The organism is Tsukamurella sputi (genome assembly GCF_007858445.1).
Taxonomy (GTDB): domain Bacteria; phylum Actinomycetota; class Actinomycetes; order Mycobacteriales; family Mycobacteriaceae; genus Tsukamurella; species Tsukamurella sputi.
Genome location: NZ_VIGV01000002.1, coordinates 159420 through 182040, shown reverse-complemented (window position 1 = coordinate 182040; position 22621 = coordinate 159420). Strand labels below are relative to the sequence as shown.

The window sequence follows — 22621 nt, the reverse complement described above, 5'->3', positions numbered from 1 at the left end:
TGTTCTAGCAAAGCCTCCACGGATCTACCCTGACCCGCATGAGTGAATCGGACACCTTCGCCGAGCAGGCCCGCCCGGCGTCGTCGCAGCGCACGCCCGGCGAGGTGCGCGCGCAGCTCCAGGAGTGGTTCGCCGCGCGCGAGCCCGGCGCCGAGGTACTGGACCTGCAGTTGCCGGAGGGCAACGGGATGTCGAGCGAGACGCTCCTGGCCACGGTCCGGTTCGGCGACGAGGAGCGGCCGCTCGTGATCCGCGTGGCTCCCCGTCCGGAGTCGGACCCGGTGTTCCCGAACTACGACCTACCCGCGCAGTTCGCGGTCATGCGGCACGTCGCGTCGTACGGCGTCGCGGCGCCGTCGTGCCTGTGGGTCGAGGAGGACTCAGGAGTGATCGGGGCGCCCTTCCTCGTCATGGACCGCGTCGACGGCGACGTCCCGCCCGACGTCATGCCCTACACCTTCGGCGCCTGGCGGCCCGACTCGACCGACGCCGACCTGCGCGAACTCGGCGACGCCAGCGTCGACGTGATCGCGGTGATCCACGGCGTACCCGCTCCGGAGGGCGGCGTCATCCCGATGCCGGAGCCGCGGGAGACGGCGCTCGCCGCCCACCTGCGGCGGCTGCGCGCGTTCTACGACTGGGCCGCCGAGGGACACCGTCGGGCGCCGATCCTGGACCGGGCCCTGGACTGGGCCGAGGCGAACCTGCCCGGTCACGCGGACGCGGTGCTGAACTGGGGCGACGCGCGTATCGGCAACCTGATGTACGCGGGAAACACCCCGGTCGCCGTCTTGGACTGGGAGATGGCCACCGTCGGGCCGTGCGAGCTGGACCTGGGCTGGTTCGTCTACCTGCACCGCTTCTTCCAGGATCTGGCCGAGCTCGCGGGGCTGCCCGGGCTTCCGGGCTTCCTGCGGCGGCAGGACGTCGAGCGCCGGTACGCCGAACGCACTGGCCACGTGCCGCGCGAGATGGACTTCTACACGGCCTACGCCGCGATCGTGCACGGCGTGATCATGTACCGAATCCAGACCCGCGCGATCGACTTCGGCGCGTCCGTAGCGCCTGAGGACCCCGACGACATGATCCTGCACCGCGCGAGCATCGAGAGGATGCTCGACGGGACGTACTGGGAGGCCGTGCCGTGACGGGCCAGTGGGCGGGCTCGCCGCTGTCGCCGGCGGACGATTACCCGATCCACCAGGTCGCCGAGGTGATCCGGCACTCCGCGACCTCGGACCGGAATTTCTATGACCGCTACTACTTCAACGCGCACAACGGGACCGGCGACGAGCCCTTCCTCGTCCTGGGCCTCGGCGTCTACCCGAACCTCGGCGTCATCGACTGCTTCGCGGTCGCGCGGCACGGCGACGATCAGATCGTCTTCCGCGCCTCGAAGGCGCTGGGCGCCGACCGGGCGGACACCGTCGTCGGGCCGCTGCGCCTGGAGGTGCTCGACGGGCTCACGCGTCTGCGCGTCGTGCTCGAGCCGGGGGAGGACTACGACCTCGCCTTCGACCTGACGTTCACCGCGACCGGTCCGGCGCACCTGGAGCCGCGACACTTCCACCGTCAGCTCGAGCGCGTCACCTTCGACACGCAGCGGTTCGTGCAGGTCGGCTCCTGGGCGGGATCGCTGACCGTCGACGGCGAGCGATTCGACGCGAGCACGTGGCGCGGCAACCGCGACCGGTCGTGGGGCGTGCGGCCCGTCGGCGAGGCGGAACCGCCCGGCCGCCGCGTCACCGAGGCCGGCAACTTCTTCTGGATCTACTCCGTGCTCCGGCTGGCCGAGGCCACGATCTGCGTGGTCCTGCAGGAGGACGTCCGCGGGCGGCCGGTCGTCGAGGACGCCACCTGGATCCCGCACGACGGCTCCGAGCCCCGCTGGCTCGGGCACGTCGCGCACGACATCGACTTCGTCTCCGGCACCCGGCAGGCCCAGTCCGCCCGGCTCGCCTTCACGGGCTCCGACGGCGCCCGTACCGAGATCGACGCCGCGATCCTCACCGCCAACCACTTCGGTTTCGGCACCGGCTACGGGCTCGACCAGGACTGGCGCCACGGCATGTGGCAGGGCGAGGAGAAGGTCGAGGGCCGGAGGTTCCGCGTCTCCGAGCTGGATGTGAACCTGACGATGCTGGTCCCCGTCGAGTACCTGGCGGCCTGCACCGTGCGGCATCCCGACGGGTCGGTCGAGGAGGGCGAGGGCCTGTTCGAGTTCGGCGCGATCGGCCCGCACACGCGCTACGGCTTCCAGCATTACGTGGATCCCGCGCCGTAGAATCGTCCGCCGTGGCGGACAGGTACGGAGACATCTACGCGGGGCACGCGAGCAAGAGGGCGCGGGTGGTCCCGGAGGTAGCGGCGGATCGCGACCTGGTTGTCGAGGACGCGGCCACCGGCTTCTGCGGCGCCGTCGTCGGGTTCGACAAGAGCTACGACGGTGACTTCGTCAAGCTCGAGGACGGCCGCGGGGTGGTCCGGGTGTTCGCGATGCGCAAGGCCGCTTTCCTCATCGATGGCGCCCCCGTCACCCTGGTCAAGCCGCGGGTGGCGGCACCGTCGGGCCCGCAGCGGAGTGCGTCGGGCTCGACGCGGGTGGAGGGCGTGAAGGCCCGGGTGGCGCTGCCGAGCCGCATCTGGGTGGAGGGCATCCACGACGCCGCGCTGGTCGAGCGGGTGTGGGGCCACGACCTGCGGGTCGAGGGTGTCGTGGTGGAGCAGTTGGAGGGCCTGGATCACCTCGGTGCGCGCCTCGCCGAGTTCCAGCCCGGACCCGGCCGGAAGGTCGGCGTGCTCGCCGATCACCTCGTGGAGGGCTCGAAGGAGTCTCGGATGACGCAGTCGCTGGGCAAGTACGTCATGGTGACCGGTCATCCTTTCATCGACATCTGGGCCGCCGTGAAGCCGGCGTCGGTGGGCATCGCGGCCTGGCCCGACGTTCCGCGCGGTGAGGACTGGAAGACGGGGATCTGTCAGCGGCTCGGCTGGGGGAGCCCCCAGGACGGATGGCGGCGCGTCCAGAACGCCGTGACCTCCTTCCGCGATCTCGACGCCTCACTCATCGGTGCCGTCGAGCGCCTCGTCGACTTCGTCACCGAACCTGATTCCTGACCCTGTTCGGGACTGCGGCGGGGATAGAATCCGCTGGTGGCTCCGACCCCGACGACGAAACCCGACACCCGGCAGCAGATCCTGCGTGCCGCGCTCGACTGGGTCGACGAGGCGGGCCTGACCCGGATCTCGATGGGCGCGCTCGCCAAGCGGGCCCGGCTGGCCCGGGCAACGCTCTACCAGCATTTCACCGGCAAGGATGCGCTGGTCGAGGCCGTGGTGGCCAGCGAACTGGAGAAGTTCTACAGCCGGATCCACGACTACGCCGATCCGATCGCCGACAACGACGAACGCCTGGCAGCCGGATTCGGCTTCGCCTACGCCTATCTGCGCGAGCACCGGGCGCTGCAGCGGGTGATGGCGATGAACCCGGCGCTGATCCTGCCCTACATCCACGGTGACTCGCCGCAGATCCAGGAGGGTCGCCGGTTCTTCCTCAAGGAGATCCGCCGCGGCGAGTACCGCGACGACGCTGACGTCGAGGCGCTCGCTGACTTCTTCGTCCGGCAGTTGCACTCGCTGCTGCTCACGCCCCTCCCTCCCGTCGAGGGGGCGGACGACGGTCCGGATCACCGCGGACCGTCGAGCGCGAACGTCGAGGCCGGAATGCGCTACGCGCGCACCTTCGTCATCCCCGCACGCGCCCAGTTCGTGCCGTAGACACTCGCGAGAGCTGCGTGGATAGACAGAACTGTGGACTCTGTCCACGCCCGGTGTTACGTTCACCACATGACCGATACGACTCTGCCCGACCGCACCCGCGACAGCATCGGTGATCGCTCGCGCGACAGCGTGGCCGATCGACTCCTCGGCGGCTCCGTCAAGCGCTCCTACGCGCCCGTCGTGGACATCGATTGGGACGCCCCGATCGACCCCGACAAGTTCTTCCTGCCGCCGCACATGTGCACCCTGTACGGCACGGACATCTGGAACGGTATGTCCCGTGAGCAGCAGATCGCCCTGTCCAAGCAGGAGATGGTGAACCTGCTGTCGATGGGTATCTGGTTCGAGAACCTGCTCAACCGCCTGCTCCTGCGCGACCTGCTGTCCAAGGACCCCACGTCGCGCGACTCGTTCTACTCGCTCACCGAGATGGGCGACGAGTGCCGGCACATGGTCATGTTCGGCAAGGTCATCGACCGCGTCGGCGAGCGGCCGTACCGGCTGTACGGGTGGAAGCTCGCCGTCGTGAAGTACGTTCTCGCGCCGGTGATCCGGGGCCAGGCCGTGTGGGTCGCCGCACTCGTCGGCGAGGAGATCTTCGACGCCCAGCAACGGCAGATCAAGGACGATCCAGAGCTGCAGCCCATCGTCGCGCGGCTCATGCAGATCCACGTCACGGAGGAGGCGCGGCACATCGGCTACGCCCGCGACGGTGCCCGCCGCGGCCAGGCCGACCGCACCCGCCTGCAGACCCTGCTGATCGGCAACCTGCACGCGGGAGCCGCTTTCGGCTTCCGGATGCTGTTCGCGAACCCGCGCATGTACGCCCGCGTCGGCCTCGAGCCGATGGCCGCCTACCGCGCTGCGATCACCAACCCGCACCACATCAAGGCCAAGCAGGACGGCTTCCGCGATCTCGGGCGCTTCCTCGACTCCGTGGGCCTCATGGGCTCGTTCGCCCGGTGGTCGTGGAAGAAGGCGGGGTTCCTCGCGTGACCCCGGCGGACCAGCCACGCATCGTCGTCATCGGCGCGCGAGTCCCGGGTGTCGACGGTGCCGTCGTGCCCCCGTCGGAGGTCATGGGCCTGCGTTTCAAGCCCGACCGGGATGCGTGGACCCTCACCACGTCGGTCGGTGACACCGACTACGACATCGTGGTCCTGGCAGGCACGACGGCCGAGATCGCCGTGCCCGTGCTCGATCCGCGGGTCACTCCGCCGAGCACCGTCGGGCCCGTGGACGCCGAGCGCGCCTACCTCGGGATGCTGGTCGACGGGGTCCCCAACCTGGTGCTCACCGACGGGTCGAAGGCGCAGGTCGAGACCCTGCAGGCGTGGCTGCGGTGGATGTACACCGAGGCGGCGACGCGGCTGCTGTCGCGGCCGCCGGTGACCACGCGGTGGATCCTCCGGGGGCGGCGCTCCCCGTCGCGACCGGACCGGGACGCGATCGACCTGTCCAACGACCACGTGCGTGATGAGGGCGTCTACGCCGGTGAGGCGATCCTCCGCTCCGGCGACTACGAGGCCGTCTCGCCCGTCCGACTCGCCGGCCACCTCGAGCCGCTCGACGGGAACTACCACTGGTACGGCACCGTCGACGACCTGGACATCGGTGCCGCGCTGAAGAAGATGCCGCGCGGCAGCGTGACGGTGTCCGTCGCTGGGGGAGAGGGAGTTCCCGCGATGGTGACCGACAAGACCGTCTGGGGCACCTACCGGCTCGTCGGTGTCGGGGCCCCGCCGTACCCGCTCTGACTCACCCCGTTGCGGCGGCCGGCCCGGAGACGATGCGACGGATCTCGTCGACGATCACCTCCGGGTCGGTCAACGGCACCTGATGTCCCGATTTCGCCGCCACGACGTGCCGTCCGCACGGCGACGTCGCGGCGCGTCCCGCGTGCGCCTCGTTGACCCGCGCGCGCACCGCCTTTCCGAGGCCCCCGCTCTTGGCCCCCGAGATGACGGTGACGGGAATGTCGCCGAGGTCCGGTGCGGAGCCCTGCCACGAACGCAGTTCCGGGTAGAACGTCGCTAGCTCCCGCTCCATCGTCGCGATCGCCCGCGGGGTGGTCGCCTCGCGGGCGAGGTCGGCCCGGACATCGGCCGAGGCAGTGCGGAAGGCGAGCCCGCCCAGGAGGCGGAGGACGCCGGTGCGGGCGAGGGTGCGCATCACGGCCAACAGGATCGAATCCCGTCGCCCGGAGCTCTCGCGGAACATGTCCTCCGCCGTCTCCTCCGAAGGGTCGACCAGGACGAGGCCGGCGATCCGCTCCGGCCGGCGGGACGCGGCCAGGCGGACGAGCAGCCCGCCGAGGCTGTGGCCCACGAGGACGAACCGGGTGGCGCCGGCGTCGGCGAGACCGTCGAGCAGGTCGTTCAGGTCGTCGGCCATCCGGTCGAAGGTCCGGTCGGCCTCGTCGGGCTCGCTGCGGCCGAGCCCGGATCGGTCGTAGGCGACCGCGGGCGCGAACGCCGCGACCGCCGGTTGCACCGCGCCCCACGACGATCGGGTTCCTCCGGCGCCGGCCTCGAAGACCACGACCGGTCCGTCCTCTGGGCCGGGCAGTACCGCGGCGTGGAGAGTGCGCCCGTCGCGAGTGGGCAGGTAGGCGCTGTCGCCCTGTGTGTGCATCGGAAACCCCGTTCGACTACTAAGGTGAACCTAACACGCGAGGTTCTCGCCGCATGTGTCCGGTTCTGGCAGGATCGAGGTATGGCAGCGGCGTTATGGCTCATCGGAGCGATCCTGCTGGCCGTCGCGGAGGTCGCGGCCGGCGAGTTCACGCTGCTCATGCTGGGCGGCGGGGCTCTCGTCACCGCGGGTGCCACCGGTCTCTTCGACCTACCGCTGTGGGCGCAGGGGGTCGTCTTCGCCGTCTCCTCGGTGCTGCTGCTCGTCCTCGTCCGGCCGCCGTTGCGGCGGTACGTCGAGAGCAGGCGGGGGGATGCGCCGTCGTACCTGGAGTCTCTGCCCGGCACGAAAGTGACCGTCCTGGAGTCCGTCTCGGGCGGTGGCGGGCGCGTGATGATCGGCGGGGAGGAGTGGTCCGCACGCACGCCGTACGACGGTGCGCCGATCCCTGCGGGCGTGGAGGTGACCATCGTCGAGATCGACGGCGCGGTCGCCGTCGTGGTGGACAGTTGAGCCGACAACGAGAGGGATATCCATGGATGGCATAGGAATCGGGCTGGTCGTACTCCTCGTACTGATCCTGGCGGCGGTGGTCGTACTGGTGAAGGCGTTGGTGCTGGTGCCGCAGGCGCAGGCGGCGGTGATCGAGCGTCTCGGCCGCTACACGAAGACGGTCTCGGGCCAACTGGCGCTGCTGATCCCGTTCATCGACAAGGTCCGCGCGCGCGTGGATCTGCGCGAGCAGGTGGTCTCCTTCCCGCCGCAGCCGGTGATCACCCAGGACAACCTCACCGTGAACATCGACACCGTGGTCTACTTCCAGGTCACGCGCCCCGAGGCCGCGGTCTACGAGATCAGCAACTACGTGGTCGGCGTCGAGCAGATCACCACCACCACGCTGCGCAACGTGGTCGGCGGTATGACGCTCGAGGAGACGCTGACCTCGCGCGAGAAGATCAACGGCCAGCTCCGGGGTGTACTCGACGAGGCCACCTCGCGCTGGGGCCTGCGCGTCGCGCGCGTCGAGCTCAAGTCGATCTTCCCGCCCCCGTCGATCCAGGAGTCGATGGAGAAGCAGATGAAGGCGGACCGCGAGAAGCGCGCCACCATCCTCTCCGCCGAAGGGCACCGGGAGGCGGCGATCAAGTCCGCCGAGGGCGACAAGGCCAGCCGGATCCTGCTCGCCGAGGGCGAGCGGCAGGCCGCGATCCTCTCGGCCGAGGCCGATCGTCAGGCGGAGATCCTCCGTGCGGAAGGTCGACGGGCCGCCGCGTACCTCGAGGCGCAGGGTGAGGCCAAGGCCATCGAGACTACGTTCTCCGCGATCAAGTCGGGCCGGCCGACACCGGAGCTGCTGGCCTATCAGTACCTGCAGACCCTGCCCGAGATGGCGCAGGGCGATGCGAACAAGGTGTGGGTTGTCCCGAGCGACTTCAATGCCGCGCTGCAGGGCTTCATGCGCAACCTCGGCACGCCCGGCTCCGACGGCGTGTTCCGCTTCGAGCCCTCCGAGGACTCTCCGGCGACCGCGCCCGACATCGATACAGAGGGGTGGTTCGACACGCCCGAGCCGGTGGCCCCGGTCGTCGTGACGAAGGACGAGGTGCCGGACGCCCCGGCGGTGCCACCGAGCGCCGCCACCGCGCCCCAGCCCGCGCCGGGGCAGGCGTCGGAGGCGCCGTCGGACGCGACGGCCCAGCTGCCGCTCGGGCGGACCGCCGAGCAGTGGCAGCAACCTTCGCCGTACCAGGTGCAGCAGCCGGGTTACGCGCCTCCGCAGCACGAGGCCTGACGCCGCCGGCTCACCGCCCCAGGGCCACCGCCACCCCAGCGCAGGCCACGGCCCAGAGCACGGACACGAAGGTGCCGATGATGAACTGCTCGGCCGCTCCGGGGTTGCGGAGTTCCGGATAGCGGGCGAGGCCCTTGGCGGCCACGATCACCGCGAGGCCACCGCCGAAGTTCGCGAGGACGCACACCGCGATCGCGGCGCGCTCCAGGACACCGATGGAGAGTCCGCCCCGCAGCGGAGCGGCCGGGACCTGCTCCTCCTCGTGGGCCTCCTCGTCCGGGTCGGGCTCGTGGGAGTCGTCGTCGGCGGCGCTCTCCTGGGGCGATTCGGTCGCGGGCTCGTCCTCTCCGGTGGCGCCGGCGAGCCCGAAGGCGGCGGTCACCAGAGCGCTGCCCCCGGCCATGGCGGCGAGGACCGCCGCCACCCGGACGGCCGCGAGTCCGAAGCCGTGGGCCGCGGGAGCGGCCAGTGCCACGACCGCGGCGCCGCCCACGAGGGTTGCCGGAATCGCCGCCCAGATCAGGCCCGGTATACCGGGCGCGCCGCGACGCGCGGCGACGACGCCGAGCACCGTCGCGGCCAGGAGGAGCGCGACGACTGCGGCGATCATCCGCCCACCTCCGAGTTCGATGTCGTGTCGGTCTCGGCGAGGAGTTCCACCGCCAGGGCGCGACCCGCCGGCTCCACCGACCATCCCGCTGCGGCCGCTCGCTGCGACGCGGCCTGACGCGAGACACCCAACTCGGCCGCCGCCGCTGTGATCGTCATTCCGGTGTTCAGCAACGCGGTCACCTCCTGTCCCTCCCGTGATCTGCGGCTCACGATAAGGCCCAGCACCGACAGAATCGCCTCGGCCCGGGACGCCGACGCCGCATCCGTGGCCCTCACCTGCACCGGGACTGCTACACCCTTCGCCGCCTCGACGGCCTCCCGGGCGGCCTCGAAGGCCCGGCCGCGGCCCGCGCGGGTCTGCTTCGGTAGGGGCAGCTCGACGGAGCCGACGCCGATGCCGACGCTCCAGTGCCCGTCGCTGAGCAGCGCGAGCGCCGCATCGACCGCGACGGCGGCGTCGTCGGTCACGCACTGCAGCTCATCGCCGGCCGTGCGGTCGGGCGGGCGGACCCAGTGCAGGGAGCCGAGAAGGTCCCGGGCGTCGTCGACGCGGTCCTCATCGCGCCGGCTGCCCTGCTGGTCCGCGGTGATGACGATCATTCGTCAAGTCTAAGAGCTTGCGATGCTGCTGCGCAAGCTTTAAACCTTGCGATCGATCATCGTGCGAGGTCGGGATGGCGGAGGAGGTGGCCGCTCATCAGTGCGTGGGGGACGGTGCCCCGCGCGGCGACGACCCAGCCGGTCACCAGGGCGAGGAAGTAGCCGATGGAGAGAATCGAGTATGCGGGAGCGCCGGTGTGCGTGGCCATGGCGCTGAAGCCGGTGGCGCAGGTCCCGATGGGGAAGGTGAAGGACCACCAGGTGAGGGCGTAGGGCAGGCCGGTGGCCGCGGTGCGGGCCGTGAGGACCAGTGCGACGGCGGTCCACGCGAGCAGAGGTGCCGTCACCACCCAGCCGTACCCGATGCCGAACCGGATCAGCGCGTGGGCCGCCCCGCTCCCGACGACGAGGTGCGCGTCCGCCCCGAGTGAGTTGACCGCGGTGATCGATTGGCCCATCGGGCCGAGCATGATCCATACCGTCGGCACCATTGCGGCGGGCCAGACGTCGCGACGCACCAGGCGGGCGACCACGGCGGGTATCACGACTACGGATGCGAGCACACTGAAGCCCGCACAGCCGTAGCAGAACCACAGCAGAGCGGCCCGCACCGCGCCGTCGGGGGAGTAGGGCAGCAGGACCGCACCGCCCGCGGCGGTCACCATCGGCGAGACCACCGGCATCAGCCAGCCGGCGAACGCCCGATCGGCGGTGTAGTGGCCACCCTTGGCCATGAGGACCGGGATCACGACGGCGAAGACGATGCCGAGGAGGGTACCGGCGGCCCACAACGCGGTGCCGATCGCGAGCGCTGCGGTGAGGCCGATCCAGTCCCGGCCGACCAGTACCGCACCGGTGCCCACCGTGAGCAGCGCCATCGCCATCGCGCCGTAGAAGTTCCCGATCACCGGGTCGCGATGATGGCGGCGGGCGAAGTGCGGGTAACGCACCCAGTGCGCCGCCGTGGACGCCACCAGCACGACCAGCAACACCGTCGCCAGCGCCCACACCGCGGCGGCCGCCGTCCGGAGGCCGGGGACCTGCACGGGCAGGCTCACCGCGGCGTTCGCGATGATGCCGGTCCCCATGACCGAGGCGAACCAGTTGGGCGTGATGTTCGAGTACGCGACGCGGCGGTCGGGGAGGTCGCGGAACAGGACCCGATGGGCAGCGGGCCGGGCGGCGGGGCGGGTGACGACGAGCATGGATTCGACTGTGCCCGGGGCGATGCGCCTGTGGTACCCACAGGATGTCTATCTAGCCATAGAATGGGGCTATGGAAACCCCCTCGGTCGAGTCGCTGCGCCTGCTCGTCGCGGTGGCCGATCTGGGATCGATCTCGGCGGCCGCGCGTGCATGCGGGATCTCGCAGCCCAGCGCCAGCTCGCGGCTGCGTCATCTGGAGCGACAGCTCCGGCTCGACCTGCTCGATCGTCGCACCCGGGGCGCCGAGCTCACCTCGGAGGGCGCCGCGGTCACCGAGTGGGCGCGCAGCGTCGTCGGCGCGATGGCGGCGCTGCAGACGGGCGCCGAGGCGCTGCGCTTCGACCACACCGTCCGCATCGCCTGTAGCCAGACCATCGCCGAATACCTCATGCCGGCGTGGCTGGCCCGATTGCGCGAGCACACCGACGAGCCGGTGCACCTCACCGTCGGCAACTCCGCCGCCGTCATCGCGGACGTCCGCGCCCACGTCGCGGACCTGGGCTTCATCGAGGGCCCGACGGTGCCCGACGATCTCGCCTCGAGGACCGTCCGCACCGATCGGATGCTGCTGGTGGCGGCTCCCGGAGACAGGCTGACCCGTCGCCGTGACGATCGACCCGTGACGGCGGCCGAACTCGCCGGCCTTCCCCTCGTGACCCGGGAACCCGGCGCGGGGACGCGGGACGCGCTCGAGGCCGCGCTGCGACGGGCCGGCGTTGCCGGGGCTCCGGACTCCGTCGCACTCGGGACGAACGCCGCGGTCAAGATCATGGTCGCCGCGGGTGGCCGCGCGGCGGTCCTCAGCGAGCTGGCCGTCGCCGCGGAACTGCGGGACGGGAGGCTCGTCGAGATCCCCACGGTGGGCATCGACCTGCACCGACGACTGCGCGCGGTGCGACGGAAGGACGCCGCACCGCGCGAGGTGGTCGAGACCCTGCTCGCAGTGGCTAGCGGGCGCGCCGCCGGAACGCCGACAGCACGCCGAGGATCACCACGGTGACCAGGACCAGGAACATCGTGTTCGCGGCCGCGCCGAAGAGATCGCCGCGGTCGGACTGGGTGAAGATCGTGACCGGGAGGGTGCGCCACGACGCGGGGTAGACCATGATCGTGGCGCCCAGCTCGCCCATGCACAGCGCGATCGACAGCCCCGCGGCGGCCGCGATCGACGGCAGCAGGAGCGGCAGCCGCACCGTGAACAGCAGGCGCAGCGCCGAGGCGCCGAGCGAGCCGCCGACCTTGTCCAGCATCGGATCGAGCTGGGACACCGCCGCGGACACCATCGAGTAGGCGAAGGCGAAGACGAGGATCGACTGCACCAGGATCACGATCGACGGCGTGCCGCCCAGCACGATCGGCGGGGCCGAGAAGGCCACCAGGACACCGAGGCCCACCACGACCGACGGCACGGCAACGGGCAGGTGGAAGAAGGCGTCCACAGCGCCGCGCAGCCGTCCGGGCAGGCTCGGCACGGCGAGTGCCGCCCACGTCCCGGCTACGACGGCCACCGCGGAGGCGAGCAGCGCCGTCTGCACCGAGACGCCGATACTGGCAGCATTCTCGGGCGTGAAGACGTCCGCGACGTGATCGGTGGTCAACGCCGACGGCAGCACCGAGGTCCAGCTCGCGCTGAACGCGGTGATCACCGTGACCGCGATCGGCGTGATCACCAGCCCCAGCAGGACGACGGCGAAGACGGTCCACACCGCGACCCGCGCGGCCGGATTGCGCACCAGCATCAGCGCGTTCCCTTCTTGATGAGGAGGCGGTACAGCACGTACGCGCCGATCGAGATGAGCAGCTGGACGGTCGCGAGCACCGCCGCCGACGCGAAGTCCTGCCCCACGATCGAGCGGGTGTAGATGAGCATCGGCACGGTGATCACGTCCTTGGCGCCCGTGAACAGGACGATCCCGAACTCGTTGAGCGTCAGCAGGAAGGTGAGCGAGCCGGCCGCGGCGAGGGCGGGCAGCGCGGCGGGCAGGATCACCCGCGCGACGATCCGCAACGGCCCGGCGCCGAGCGACGAGGCCACGTCGATCTGCACCGTCGGGAACTGCCCGAAGGCCGCGAGCATCGGCCGGACGACGAAGGGAGTATAGAAGGCGATCTCGGCCAGCACGACGCCCCACAGCGAGGTGGTGAACGAGCCCGTCGGAACGCCGAGCGACTGCGCCACCCCGACCGGCCCGAGGAGCACGCCGAGCGCCAGCGGGATGAGGAAACTCGGGAAGGAGACCACGACCTCGATCAGCCGCGAGACCGCCGCGGCGCCCGGGAAGGGCACGAAGGCGAGCACGAGCGCGAGGAAGGTCCCCGCGATCAGGCAGCCCGCGGTCGAGAGCGCCGCGACCTTCACGGTCGTGCCCAGCGCGCTCAGCACGGCACCGTCGGTGAGGGTATCGCGCCAGGTGGCGAAACCGGCCGGCCGCTCGGCCTTGTCCGTGAACGTGCGCGCGACGATCCCGACCAGCGGGTACACGACGGCGACCAGGATGAAGGCGACCGGCGGCAGGACCCATACCCAGGCCGGGACCGAGAAGGTCCGTCCCGGAGCGGGTTCGGGGGGTGCGGGCGGCGCGTCCACGACGGCCGTCACTGCGGCACCACCATCACGTCTGCGGGATCGACCTCGGCCCACAGGGTCTCGGCCTTGAGCGGGGCCTCCACGAGGACGGGCACGTCCACGCCGATGGCCTCGCCGGTCTCGACGATGCGCGCCGTCACGTGCCGGACCGAGCCGCGCCACTGCTCCTGCTCGACTCTCACGCGCACGCCGTTCGACGGTGCCGTGCGCGTGAACCGCCAGGCCCACGGCCGGACCGCGAGCAGGTGGTCACCGTCGGGGAGCGGGCGCGAGGTGCGCAGCGCGCCGCTCGGCAGGACGTCGGCGCCGCCGAGGAAGGTCGCGGTGAAGCGCGTAGGAGGACGGTGGAAGAGGACGTCGGTGCTGTCGATGGCCTCGAGCCGGGCGTCGCGCATGATGGCGATGCGGTCGGCCAGGGCGAGCGCCTCGCTCTGATCGTGCGTCACGTAGACCATCGCCACGTCGGGGAGCTCGGCGCGCAGGCGCTGCAGCTCGCCGAGCATGTCCTTGCGCATCCCGGCGTCGAGCGCCGAGAGCGGCTCGTCGAGGAGCACCACCTCGGGCCGGGTCGCGAGTGCCCGGGCGATGGCGACCCGCTGCTGCTGGCCGCCGGAGAGCTGGCGGGGCAGGCGATCCGCGAACGAACCCATGCCCACCATGTCGAGCACCTCCGCGACCCGGGGGGCGATCTCCGAGCGATCGGCGCCGCGCGACTTGAGGCCGAAGGCGACGTTCTTCGCGACGTTCATGTGCGGGAACAGGGCGTAGCTCTGCACGACGATGCCGATGCCGCGCTTGGCGGGGGACAGGTGCGTCACGTCGCGGCCGTCGATGGTGACGGTGCCGGAGGAGACGCGCTCGAAGCCGGCGATCGCCTTGAGCGCGGTCGACTTGCCCGAGCCCGACGGACCGAGCAGCGCGACGGTCTCGCCGCGCGCGACCTCGAAGCTGCAGTCCCGCAGTGCGACCGTGTCGCCGTAGGTGACGCTCACGTTCCGCAGCCCGACGGCGACCTGCCGGCGGACCGTCCGGTCCACGGCGTCGTCGTCGAGCCCCCTGGGCGCGGTGATGTTCCGCTTCGGCGCGGTCACTGGCCCGTGGCCTTCTCGTACGCCTTGACGTCGGCGTCCAGGCCGCCGAGGACCTCATCCCAGTTCGGGTACCAGATCTCGACGCCGTCGATCGCCTTGCTGAAGGCGTCCCACTGCGGGCCCGACGGCGTGACGTCGGTACGGACGGGCGCGCCCCAGGCCTTCGACGGGACGTTCTGCTGCACGTCCTTCGAGAGGAGGTGCTCCATGAGCTTCTTGCCGTTGGCCGAGTGGGGCGCCTTGTCCGCGAGGCCCATGTAGTAGGGGAGCGGCAGAGTCGTGCGCTTGCCCTGGAAGCTCGGGTAGAAGATCTCGTAGGCGACCTTGTCGGCGGCGATGGCAGCGAGGGCCATCTGCACGTCGGAGTTGGCGACGGTCAGCTCGCCCTTGCTGGTCTTGGGGCCGAGCTTGCCGGTGGAGGTGGACGGACCGACGTTGTTCGGCTGCACGTCGGTGAGGTACTTCAGCGCCGCCTCCTTGCCCATGACGTGTTGCAGGAGCAGCAGCAGCGCGGTGCCGTCGCCCGCCTTGCCGGGCGTCGAGTACTGGATCTTCTGCTTGTACGCGGGACCGGTGAACTCGGCCCAATCGGCGGGCTTCGGCTGCGCCGCGGTGTTGCGGATCATCGCGAAGTAGTTGTTGACGACCGCCACGTAGGTGCCGTCGGCGGCCTTGAGCTGTGCGGGCACCGCGGAGGTGTCGATGTCGGACTTGACCAGCGAGCCCTGCTGCTGCGCCTGCTGGATGAAGGGCGGCAGGGTGACGAGGACGTCAACCTGCGGGTTCGCCTTCTCCTTCTGGGCGCGCGAGACGACCTCGCCCGAACCCGCTTCCACCAGGGAGACCTTGACGCCGGTGTGCTTGGTGAAGTCCTCGAATTCGGCCTTGTACCAGTCGCCGAGGCCATCGGCGCTGTAGACGGTGACGCTGTCCGACGAGCCGGAACCGCCGCCGGTTCCGCCGCACGCGGCGACGGCGAAGACCGCGGCGACGGCCGTGATCGCACTGAGGGAACGGGTGATGCGCATGGGGTACTGCCCTTCGTTCGACTGGAGAGAGGGGAGAGGGGGAGCCTGTGGACGGTTGACGGGGTGTTCGATCAGGAGGGGAAGTGTCTGCGGGCGAGGCCGTGGGCGATGGTCATACCGACGCCGGAGGTGACGATCCGGACGCTGACGCGCGGCTCCGGCTCGGCCACGAGGTAGGGGCGCAGGGGGCTCGAGGCGTACACGCCCTGCCAGCGCTCGATGATCCGCAACCGGTCCAGGCCCATGACGCGGGCGGCCTCGGCGCGGAGGGTCTCGGTGACGGCCTCGTCGAGGAAGGGCTCGACGGTGCGCTCGGTGTGGTGGGAGTCGCCGATCAGCAGGGTTCCGTCGGGCCGTTGGGTGAACATGACGTTCGCGTCGATGTCCAGCAGGTCGGGGCGGTCGGCGGCCATCCGTTCCCGCAGGACCGCGGCGGCGGAGGTCTCGGCGAACGCCGGGTAGCGCAGCAGCGAGGTCGCGGTGAGGACCGCCGGGGTCACGACGGTTCCGGGGTCCGCGGCGCGCGCCATCTGCAGGGCGCAGCGCTGCACCTGGTGTTCGTCGGCGAGCTGCGGGTACAGATGGTCGAGGTCGTGGCCGACACAGACGATCACGCGCTGCGCCTCGATGCTCCCGCGTCCCGTGTGGGCGCGGGTGCCGTCGTCACCGTGGAACGGAGTGCCGAAGCGGACCTCGCCGCGGGGGTGCGCGTCGATCCACGCCGCGAGCCGCCCGACGGTGATCCGGGGATCGACCCGCAGGTCTGCCAGCAGCGCGGCGCCGCCGAGCACGTCGTCCGCGCCACCACCGGGCAGGGCGTCGCGCACCTGTGCGGCGGTTCGCAGTTCCACGTCGTCGGGTCGGGCGGAGGCCAGCTCCTCGAGGACGGCGAGCTCCGTGGCGTGCCGGGCGACGGCGAGACCGCCTGTGGCCTTCGCGCCCAGGCCTGCGCGGTGGTCGAGGTCGAGCCAGCGCTCGCGGGCGAGCAGGGCCAGCTCGGCGAGGTCGCCCGACTGGCCGGTGACGCAGGCATGACCGAAGTTGCGGATCGACGCGCCCACGGCGCGCTCGTCACGGTCGATGACGGTCACGGTCAGCCCGCGGTCCAGCGCCTCCACGGCGTGCGCCAGGCCGACGATGCCGGCGCCGACGACGAGGACGTCCGTTGCGGTGTTCATGACACTCACCCTGGCGGTCCGTATCTGCGCTTGGCAAGCGGCGAAGACAGATGTCTATACAAGTTGGGTAGATGTACATCGAGGTGGTAGGCGTGTTCACCGGAGGTTCACGCTTCGGACATGTTCGACAGGGCCTCACTTGTATACTCAATGGCGTGGTCGCAGCGCAGCCTCTTCATCAACGCCTCGCAGCGGAGTTCCGTGCGCGCATCGCCTCCGGTCGCTGGCCGGAGGGTGAACAGGCACCGAGTGAGGCCGCGCTGTGCGAGGAGTTCGGCACCTCGCGCGGTCCGGTTCGGCAGGCGCTGGCCACGCTCCGCGCCGACGGGCTGATCGTCGGTGGCCAGGGCCGCTCGCCCATCGTCCGGCGCAGCGTGGCGAGTCACTCGGCGAGCGCCCTCGGCTCGTTCACGGCATGGGCGCGCGAGCAGGGGCACGAACCCGGGCAGAGGACGACGCTGCAGGCCCGCGTGCCGGCGACCGCGGCGATCGCCGAGTTGCTCGGGATCGAGGAGGGAGCGCCCGTTCTCGAGCTCCACCGGGTCCGCGCGCTCGACGGTGCCCCCGCGCTCGTGGAGACCATGTACTTCGTGTGGGAGCTGGGCAAGCGGCTGATGGAGTTCGATCCCGACAGTGGCTCGGTGAACCGGTTCCTGCTCGATTCGGGGGCCGATCTGTCCGCGTCCACGCACCAGATCGACGCCGTCGCCGCTTCTGCCGACGATGCCGCGCAACTCGGCCTCGCCGAGGGAGCGCCGCTGCTGCGCGTGCGGCGCGTCACCACGGACGCCGCGGGCGAGGTCGTCGAATACGCGGAAGACCGCTACGCGCCCGGCGTCACCACCGTGGTGGTCGAGAACCGACTGTTCGCAGCGCCCAGCCGGGCGCTGCGCTCCGTACCTGTCAGGAGAGATGCATGAACGCCCCCATCGAGCTCGTCGCCCTGGACATGGCCGGCACCACCATCGACGACGGCGGCGCCGTCTACGAGGCCCTGCGCGGCGCTGTGGAGGATGGCGGCGCCACCGTCGACCAGGCCGATCTGCAGGTGTGGATGGGTACCGACAAGGTCGAGGCCATCACGAATCTGCTCCGCCTCGGCGGGGTCGAGCCCACCACTGAGCGCGTCGACGCCGGCTTCGCGCGCTTCCGGGAGCGGCTGCAGGAGGCGTACGCGGCGACCCCGCCCACCGCGATCGACGGAGTGCCGGCTGCTCTCGCCACGCTGCGTGAGCGAGGCGTGAAAGTCGCACTGACGACGGGCTTCGACGATGCCGTTGCGCTCCCGCTGCTCGCGGCACTCGGCTGGGGCATCGGCACAGGGGAGGGCACCGTCGTGGATGCCGTGGTCACCACGTCGGACGTGGCAGCCGGTCGCCCCGCGCCGTACATGATCCACCGCGCGATGGAGCGCACCGGCGTTCGCGATGTCCGTCGTGTCCTGGCGGCGGGCGACACGGCCGTCGACGTGCAGGCGGCCACCAACGCGGGTGCCGTCTCAGTGGGCGTGCTCACCGGCAAGGCCGATCCGGAGGTGCTCGCGCAGGCGGGCGCCGACCATGTGCTCGGCGGTGTCGTCGACATTCCGGGGATCCTCACCACGTCCTAGAACGGTGGTGGTAGGAGCGGCCGGGTGTCGTCGTAGGTTTCGCCCGCGGCTTCGGCCTGAGCGCGTTCGTGGTCGCGGGCTCGGGTTTCGGCGTCGGTGTTGCGTTGTTCGTGGCGTTGGTGGCGTAGGAGTCGGTTCTGGGCGCGGAGTGCTGTGCGGGCTTTGGCGCGTCGCCGTGCGGCGGTGGCGAGTCCGTCGGGGTTCTTCGGTTTCGGTGGCCGGGTGGGTTGGGGTGCGTCCCAGATGATCTTCTCGAGTCCGGGGAGTAGTTTGCGGGTGGTGCCGGGCGGCACGGTGTAGATCCCGCCGGTGGGGTGGCGCCATTCGATGGTGCCGTCGGGTAGTAGGTCGGAGATCCAGCCGGTTTCGGTTTTGATCCGGTGGTGGAATCCGCATAGCGGTACCAGGTTGCCAGGGGTGTTCTTGCCGGCGACCGTGGTGGGTCCGCCGGCGGTGGGGTCGTGGTGGTCGTATTCGTTGACGTGGTCGGCTTGGCAGCGGTGCGAGGGTGTGGTGCAGCCGGGGAAGACGCAGGTGGGGTAGGTCAGGCGCATCACGAGTAGTTGGTACCGGGTGGGTCGGTATCCGCCGGCACCCCGCATGTGGACGTCTCCGGTGCTGGGGTCGCGCCGGCCGAGGATCCGCCATCGGGTGTTGCTGGTGGCGATCAGCTTCCGTGCCTGGTCGACGGTGACGGGGCCGCTTATTCCCGGGTCGTCGGTGAGGACCACCGCGCCGGTGGCGTCGGCGCTGTCGTCGGTTTCCGATTCCTGTGTGAACAGGTTCGGCTCGCAGAGGGGGTTCGCGTCGGGTCGGTCTGTGCTCGCGGTCTCGCTGTCGGTGGTGGTGGTGACGTCGGCGAGGTCGGTTTCGTTGAGGACGATCACCGCCAACGCGGTGACCTCCTGCGAGACCGCGGCGGTCCGGGGGCGGGCCTCGCGCAGCTCGCAGCCCTCCCGCCCGCACAGGCAGCCGAGTGATGCGTAGCCCTCCGCGAGCGCGACGAGCGCGGCGACTTGCCGCTGTCCGAGGGTGCGGCCGTCCTCCCGGCACACTGATCGCGCGACCGGCGCGATAGCGGCCGATAAGCGGATCGCTTGATCCTTGCCCATCACCGCCTCCAGATCGACCAGCCCATCGGAGCGGGCGTGGAACTCGAGCCGCTCCCGCGGCGCCGGCGGCGGGGTCTGCCGCGCGGCGTCGGCGTCCAGTCGGACCAGGACCGCCTTCGCGGCATCCGCCACCGCCCGGGCGGTGACCGCCTGACCGGAACGCGCCGCGAGCCAGACAGCGATCCGCTCGTCATAGGCCGCAGCGACATCGTCGTCGAGCACCGCCGCCGATGCCCGCAGCACTTCCCGCACCAACGGCAGGCTCACCCTCCCGGCGGCGAACAATTCGAACACCCGCGGGCACCGCTCCCGCAGATCCAACCCCCGATGCACCGCCGCCCCCGCAGCGCCCCGCCCTGTTCCGAGCGCGGCGCCGACCTCCGCGACCAGCTCATCCCAGTCATCGACGAACCGCCGCGAGGACTGCTCCCGCACCCGCCGCGCATCATCACGCAACTCGTACAGCCTGGTCAGCACCGCCGACCGCTCCGCCTCCAATCGATTCTGCTCGACCGTCAACACCCGCAACCGCGAGAGTGCACCGGCAGCGCTCAACCCGGACACCGCACCGTCGAACACCGACGGCAACGAGGAGAACACCCGCCGCCCCAGCGTGAACGCGTCGTCCGAATGATTCATATCTTCGATTCTATCGACCGGTATCGAACGAAAACAGATCTTGACAAGCTATTTCTAGAGCGACATTTCCGACGACGCACTGCGACGACCTCCACCACGCAGGGCGTCGTCAAGCGCCTGGCAAGTTCAAATCCTTGCGGAAACGATGTTCAAGCCTCGGGCCTTGCGGGAATCCGCGCGTCCAGCAACAATCCTGCGATACCGACGGCCATGAGGCCGCCGCTGATCAGCACCAGCCACGGTGACGACTCCCCAGTCAGCGCGTCACCCAGCAGGACGACAGCGATCGTGCCGGGCGCGAGGCCGGCCACCGTCGCCCCGAAATAGGGCCAGAAGCGCACCGGCGAGAGGGCGGAGGCGTAGTTGACGAGGGAGAAGGGCGCAGCCGCGATGAGGCGCAGCGAGCCCACCGCGAGCCAACCGCGGGCGCGCAGCCGTGCCGCGATCGGGGCGTACGCCCGATGCTCGCGAGCCCGGGCGATCACCCGCGACGGATGCCGCCGGTCGATCGCCCGGACTCCGAGGAAGGCGAGGGAGGCCGCCACGGTCGACGCCGCCATGCACACCACGATTCCGACCACCGGGCCGAACAAGAAGCCCGCGGACACGGTGAACACGGTGCGGGGGATGGGGAAGATCGTGATCACGACGTGCGCGAGGAAGAACAGGGCTAGGAACCACGGGCCCGTCGAATCGGCCCAGGCCCGGATCGTGGTCGCGCCGGGGTGCGGCAGGAGCATGCCGAGTGCCACCAACCCGACGAACGCGATGCCGCCGACGGCCGCCCGGACCATCAGCCCGCGATCGCCGGGCCGGATCCGAGATTCGTTGGCAGCCACGGCACGACCCTACTGGGGCGTAGTAACTGCAATCGGTTAACGTGGATTCTCGGACGCCGTTGTGACGCGACGGCGTGTGCGCGGCCGTGCGTGTGCCCGGCCACAGGTGAGGAGGCCCACGTGGTGGACAGTCCGTACGAGGCGTGGCGGGAATCCGTCGGCGCCGTGCTCGCGAAGTCGCGCGGCGGTACGCCGCCCGAGGACCCGATCGCCGCTTTGACGACGCTCACCGAGGACGACGGCGTCCAGATCGCGCCGCTCTACTCCCAGCGCGACGAGCTGCCCGAAGCGCCACTGCCCGGCGTCTTCCCCTTCGTGCGCGGCGCGAACCCCACGCCCGACGTGCGTCTCGGCTGGAAGGTCGCCGAGCGCTTCGACGCGACGACCGATTCCGCCGACGTGCTCGGCGCGCTCGAGTCCGGCGCGAGCGCCCTGTGGTTCACCCGGCCCGATCCCGCGCCCCTGCTCGAGGGCGTCTACCCCGACATGGCGCCGATCCTGATCACCGCGGGCGGCCGCGCCGCCGACGCTGCGGAGCAGGTCTACCGCGCGCTCGACAAGGCCGCCGAATCGGACGCCTACCGCGGCGACCTGGTCCGCGTGAGCCTCGGCGCCGCTCCGCTCACCTCGCAGGTCGTCGGACGTGCCGACGTCTCCCTCGAGGAGGCGACCGACCTCGCCCGCGCCGCCGACGCCCGCCCGGAGGACGTCCGCGCGATCGTCGTCGACGGTGCCGACCTGCACAACGCCGGCGCGACCGCCGCGCAGGAGCTGGGACTGACCGCCGCTGCCGCGCTCGATCACGTCCGCGCGCTCACCGCGGCGGGCCTCTCGACGGCCGCCGCGCTGCGCCAGCTCACGATCCGCCTCGCCGCGACCGACGACCAGTTCCTCACGCTCGCGAAGATCCGCGCCTGGCGTTCCATCTGGGCCCGGGTGGCGCAGCACGTCGGTGCACCCGACGCGGGCAACGCCCCGGTGCACGCGGTGACCTCGCTAGCCGCGACCACCCAGCGCGACCCCTGGGTGAACATGCTGCGCACCACCGTCGCCGCGTTCGGCGCGGGCCTCGGCGGCGCCGACTACGTGACCACCCTCGACTACGACGAGGCCCTGCCCGCCGGGGTGGAGGGCTACTCCCGCGGCTTCACGCGGCGCATCGCCCGCAACACCCAGCTCCTGCTGCTCGAGGAGTCCAACCTCGGCCGGGTCGTGGACCCGGGCGCGGGCTCCTGGCACGTCGAGGCGCTCACCGACGACCTCGCGCGCGCCGCGTGGGGCGTGCTCCAGGCCGTCGAGCGCGAAGGCGGCTTCGCCCGCGGCGCGGCCGAGGAGACCCTCGCGACACTGCTCGGCGAGTCCGCGGACCGCCGCGATGCGGCGGTGGCCCGCCGCGCCAGGAAGATCACGGGCGTCAACGAGTTCCCGAACCTCGCCGAGCCGCCCGTGGCACCGTCGGCCGCGACGAACGGCCCCGTCGTGCGGTCCTATGCCGCACCCTTCGAGGCGCTGCGCGCCCGGTCGGACGCCTTCCTCCGCGAGCACGGCGTGCGCCCGCGGATCCGGATGGTGACCATCGGCACCGTCGCACAGCACAACGGACGGTCGACCTTCCTGACCAACCTGCTCGCGTCCGGCGGCATCGAGACCGTGCTGGACGCCGCGGAGCAGGCAGCGGGCGCCGCCACCCGCGATGGCACGCCCGGTGCGAAGATCGCCGCTCTGGCCGGATCCGACCCCGGCTACGCCGAGGAGGGCGAAGCGCTCGCCCGCGCACTGCGCGACGAGGGGAACCTCGTCCTCCTCGCGGGGGCGCCCGGCACCGTCGACGACGGCCTCATCGACATCTACCTGCACGCGAAGATCGACGCCGCCGCCGCGCTCGACGATCTGCTGACCCGGCTGGGGGCATGA

General features: G+C 71.0%; 23 protein-coding genes. 12 read left to right on the top strand and 11 right to left on the bottom strand.

The window, feature by feature from the left end; genetic code table 11:
- The first annotated feature begins 38 nt into the window (after positions 1-38).
- The 6 genes from FK268_RS06125 (at position 39) to FK268_RS06100 (ending at position 5537) form a co-directional block, all read left to right on the top strand.
- Positions 39-1148 carry a phosphotransferase family protein gene (locus tag FK268_RS06125; RefSeq protein WP_146432261.1) on the top strand — a complete coding sequence of 370 codons (1110 nt, stop codon included), beginning with the start codon at positions 39-41 and terminating at the stop codon, positions 1146-1148.
- Entirely contained in the window at positions 1145-2284 is a 1140-nt protein-coding gene (locus FK268_RS06120; RefSeq protein ID WP_146432260.1) for an Rv3169 family protein, read from the top strand. Before FK268_RS06125 ends, FK268_RS06120 begins: the two co-directional genes overlap by 4 nt.
- An 11-nt stretch (positions 2285-2295) precedes the next feature.
- Positions 2296-3117 carry a DUF3097 domain-containing protein gene (locus FK268_RS06115; RefSeq protein WP_146432258.1) on the top strand — a complete coding sequence of 274 codons (822 nt, stop codon included), beginning with the start codon at positions 2296-2298 and terminating at the stop codon, positions 3115-3117.
- A 36-nt stretch (positions 3118-3153) separates the two neighbouring features.
- Complete coding sequence (locus tag FK268_RS06110; protein ID WP_158636058.1) at positions 3154-3777, top strand: TetR/AcrR family transcriptional regulator; 624 nt, start codon at positions 3154-3156, stop codon at positions 3775-3777.
- Between the two features lie 69 nt (positions 3778-3846).
- Positions 3847-4776: an AurF N-oxygenase family protein gene (locus tag FK268_RS06105; RefSeq protein ID WP_146432254.1), complete on the top strand. Its 930-nt coding sequence runs from the start codon at positions 3847-3849 to the stop codon at positions 4774-4776.
- Positions 4773-5537: a DUF4873 domain-containing protein gene (locus FK268_RS06100; protein ID WP_146432252.1), complete on the top strand. Its 765-nt coding sequence runs from the start codon at positions 4773-4775 to the stop codon at positions 5535-5537. Before FK268_RS06105 ends, FK268_RS06100 begins: the two co-directional genes overlap by 4 nt.
- A gap of 1 nt (position 5538) precedes the next feature.
- Here the strand turns inward: FK268_RS06100 and FK268_RS06095 are convergent, their stop codons facing one another.
- Positions 5539-6414 (bottom strand): alpha/beta fold hydrolase, encoded by an 876-nt coding sequence (locus tag FK268_RS06095; protein WP_146432250.1) that lies wholly within the window; start codon positions 6412-6414, stop codon positions 5539-5541.
- An 81-nt stretch (positions 6415-6495) separates the two neighbouring features.
- On the opposite strand from FK268_RS06095, the gene FK268_RS06090 reads away from it, so the two are divergent.
- The gene (locus tag FK268_RS06090; protein ID WP_146432249.1) at positions 6496-6927 is read left to right on the top strand and encodes an NfeD family protein; all 432 of its coding nucleotides are present in this window, start codon (positions 6496-6498) and stop codon (positions 6925-6927) included.
- A 22-nt stretch (positions 6928-6949) separates the two neighbouring features.
- The gene (locus FK268_RS06085; protein ID WP_146432247.1) at positions 6950-8206 is read left to right on the top strand and encodes an SPFH domain-containing protein; all 1257 of its coding nucleotides are present in this window, start codon (positions 6950-6952) and stop codon (positions 8204-8206) included.
- Positions 8207-8216: 10 nt separating this feature from the next.
- Here the strand turns inward: FK268_RS06085 and FK268_RS06080 are convergent, their stop codons facing one another.
- Genes FK268_RS06080 through FK268_RS06070 form a run of 3 tightly spaced genes read right to left on the bottom strand, consistent with a single transcriptional unit; the run spans position 8217 to position 10623 of the window.
- On the bottom strand, positions 8217-8816 hold the full coding sequence (locus FK268_RS06080) for a hypothetical protein (RefSeq protein WP_146432245.1): 600 nt from the start codon (positions 8814-8816) through the stop codon (positions 8217-8219).
- Positions 8813-9418, bottom strand: coding sequence for a hypothetical protein (locus FK268_RS06075; protein ID WP_146432243.1), 606 nt, complete (start codon positions 9416-9418; stop codon positions 8813-8815). The genes FK268_RS06080 and FK268_RS06075 overlap by 4 nt, the downstream gene beginning before the upstream one ends.
- A gap of 56 nt (positions 9419-9474) precedes the next feature.
- The gene (locus tag FK268_RS06070; protein ID WP_146432241.1) at positions 9475-10623 is read right to left on the bottom strand and encodes a TDT family transporter; all 1149 of its coding nucleotides are present in this window, start codon (positions 10621-10623) and stop codon (positions 9475-9477) included.
- Between the two features lie 71 nt (positions 10624-10694).
- On the opposite strand from FK268_RS06070, the gene FK268_RS06065 reads away from it, so the two are divergent.
- Complete coding sequence (locus tag FK268_RS06065) at positions 10695-11624, top strand: LysR family transcriptional regulator (protein ID WP_146432239.1); 930 nt, start codon at positions 10695-10697, stop codon at positions 11622-11624.
- Here FK268_RS06065 and FK268_RS06060 read toward each other — a convergent pair.
- The 5 genes from FK268_RS06060 to FK268_RS06040 all read right to left on the bottom strand — a co-directional run bounded on the left by FK268_RS06060 (position 11572) and on the right by FK268_RS06040 (position 16508).
- Positions 11572-12363 (bottom strand): ABC transporter permease, encoded by a 792-nt coding sequence (locus tag FK268_RS06060; RefSeq protein WP_146432238.1) that lies wholly within the window; start codon positions 12361-12363, stop codon positions 11572-11574. The genes FK268_RS06065 and FK268_RS06060 overlap by 53 nt on opposite strands.
- Positions 12363-13223: a 2-aminoethylphosphonate ABC transporter permease subunit gene (locus FK268_RS06055; RefSeq protein ID WP_166443459.1), complete on the bottom strand. Its 861-nt coding sequence runs from the start codon at positions 13221-13223 to the stop codon at positions 12363-12365. The genes FK268_RS06060 and FK268_RS06055 overlap by 1 nt, the downstream gene beginning before the upstream one ends.
- Positions 13220-14302: an ABC transporter ATP-binding protein gene (locus tag FK268_RS06050; protein WP_146432236.1), complete on the bottom strand. Its 1083-nt coding sequence runs from the start codon at positions 14300-14302 to the stop codon at positions 13220-13222. The genes FK268_RS06055 and FK268_RS06050 overlap by 4 nt, the downstream gene beginning before the upstream one ends.
- The gene (locus FK268_RS06045; protein WP_146432233.1) at positions 14299-15330 is read right to left on the bottom strand and encodes a 2-aminoethylphosphonate ABC transporter substrate-binding protein; all 1032 of its coding nucleotides are present in this window, start codon (positions 15328-15330) and stop codon (positions 14299-14301) included. Before FK268_RS06045 ends, FK268_RS06050 begins: the two co-directional genes overlap by 4 nt.
- Before the next feature lie 71 nt (positions 15331-15401).
- The gene (locus FK268_RS06040) at positions 15402-16508 is read right to left on the bottom strand and encodes a TIGR03364 family FAD-dependent oxidoreductase (protein ID WP_146432231.1); all 1107 of its coding nucleotides are present in this window, start codon (positions 16506-16508) and stop codon (positions 15402-15404) included.
- Positions 16509-16663: 155 nt separating this feature from the next.
- Here FK268_RS06040 and FK268_RS06035 point away from each other — a divergent pair, with 155 nt between their 5' ends.
- Complete coding sequence (locus FK268_RS06035) at positions 16664-17428, top strand: GntR family transcriptional regulator (RefSeq protein WP_205124457.1); 765 nt, start codon at positions 16664-16666, stop codon at positions 17426-17428.
- The gene (locus FK268_RS06030; RefSeq protein WP_146432226.1) at positions 17425-18117 is read left to right on the top strand and encodes a phosphonatase-like hydrolase; all 693 of its coding nucleotides are present in this window, start codon (positions 17425-17427) and stop codon (positions 18115-18117) included. Before FK268_RS06035 ends, FK268_RS06030 begins: the two co-directional genes overlap by 4 nt.
- Here FK268_RS06030 and FK268_RS06025 read toward each other — a convergent pair.
- Both FK268_RS06025 and FK268_RS06020 read right to left on the bottom strand, forming a co-directional pair.
- A complete protein-coding gene (locus FK268_RS06025) occupies positions 18114-19868 on the bottom strand; it encodes an HNH endonuclease signature motif containing protein (RefSeq protein WP_146432223.1) in 1755 nt (584 codons plus the stop codon). The genes FK268_RS06030 and FK268_RS06025 overlap by 4 nt on opposite strands.
- Positions 19869-20017: 149 nt before the next feature.
- Positions 20018-20707, bottom strand: a complete 690-nt coding sequence (locus tag FK268_RS06020; RefSeq protein WP_231706955.1) for a TVP38/TMEM64 family protein — start codon at positions 20705-20707, stop codon at positions 20018-20020.
- A 120-nt stretch (positions 20708-20827) separates the two neighbouring features.
- Here FK268_RS06020 and FK268_RS06015 point away from each other — a divergent pair, with 120 nt between their 5' ends.
- The gene (locus FK268_RS06015; RefSeq protein ID WP_193560246.1) at positions 20828-22621 is read left to right on the top strand and encodes a methylmalonyl-CoA mutase family protein; all 1794 of its coding nucleotides are present in this window, start codon (positions 20828-20830) and stop codon (positions 22619-22621) included.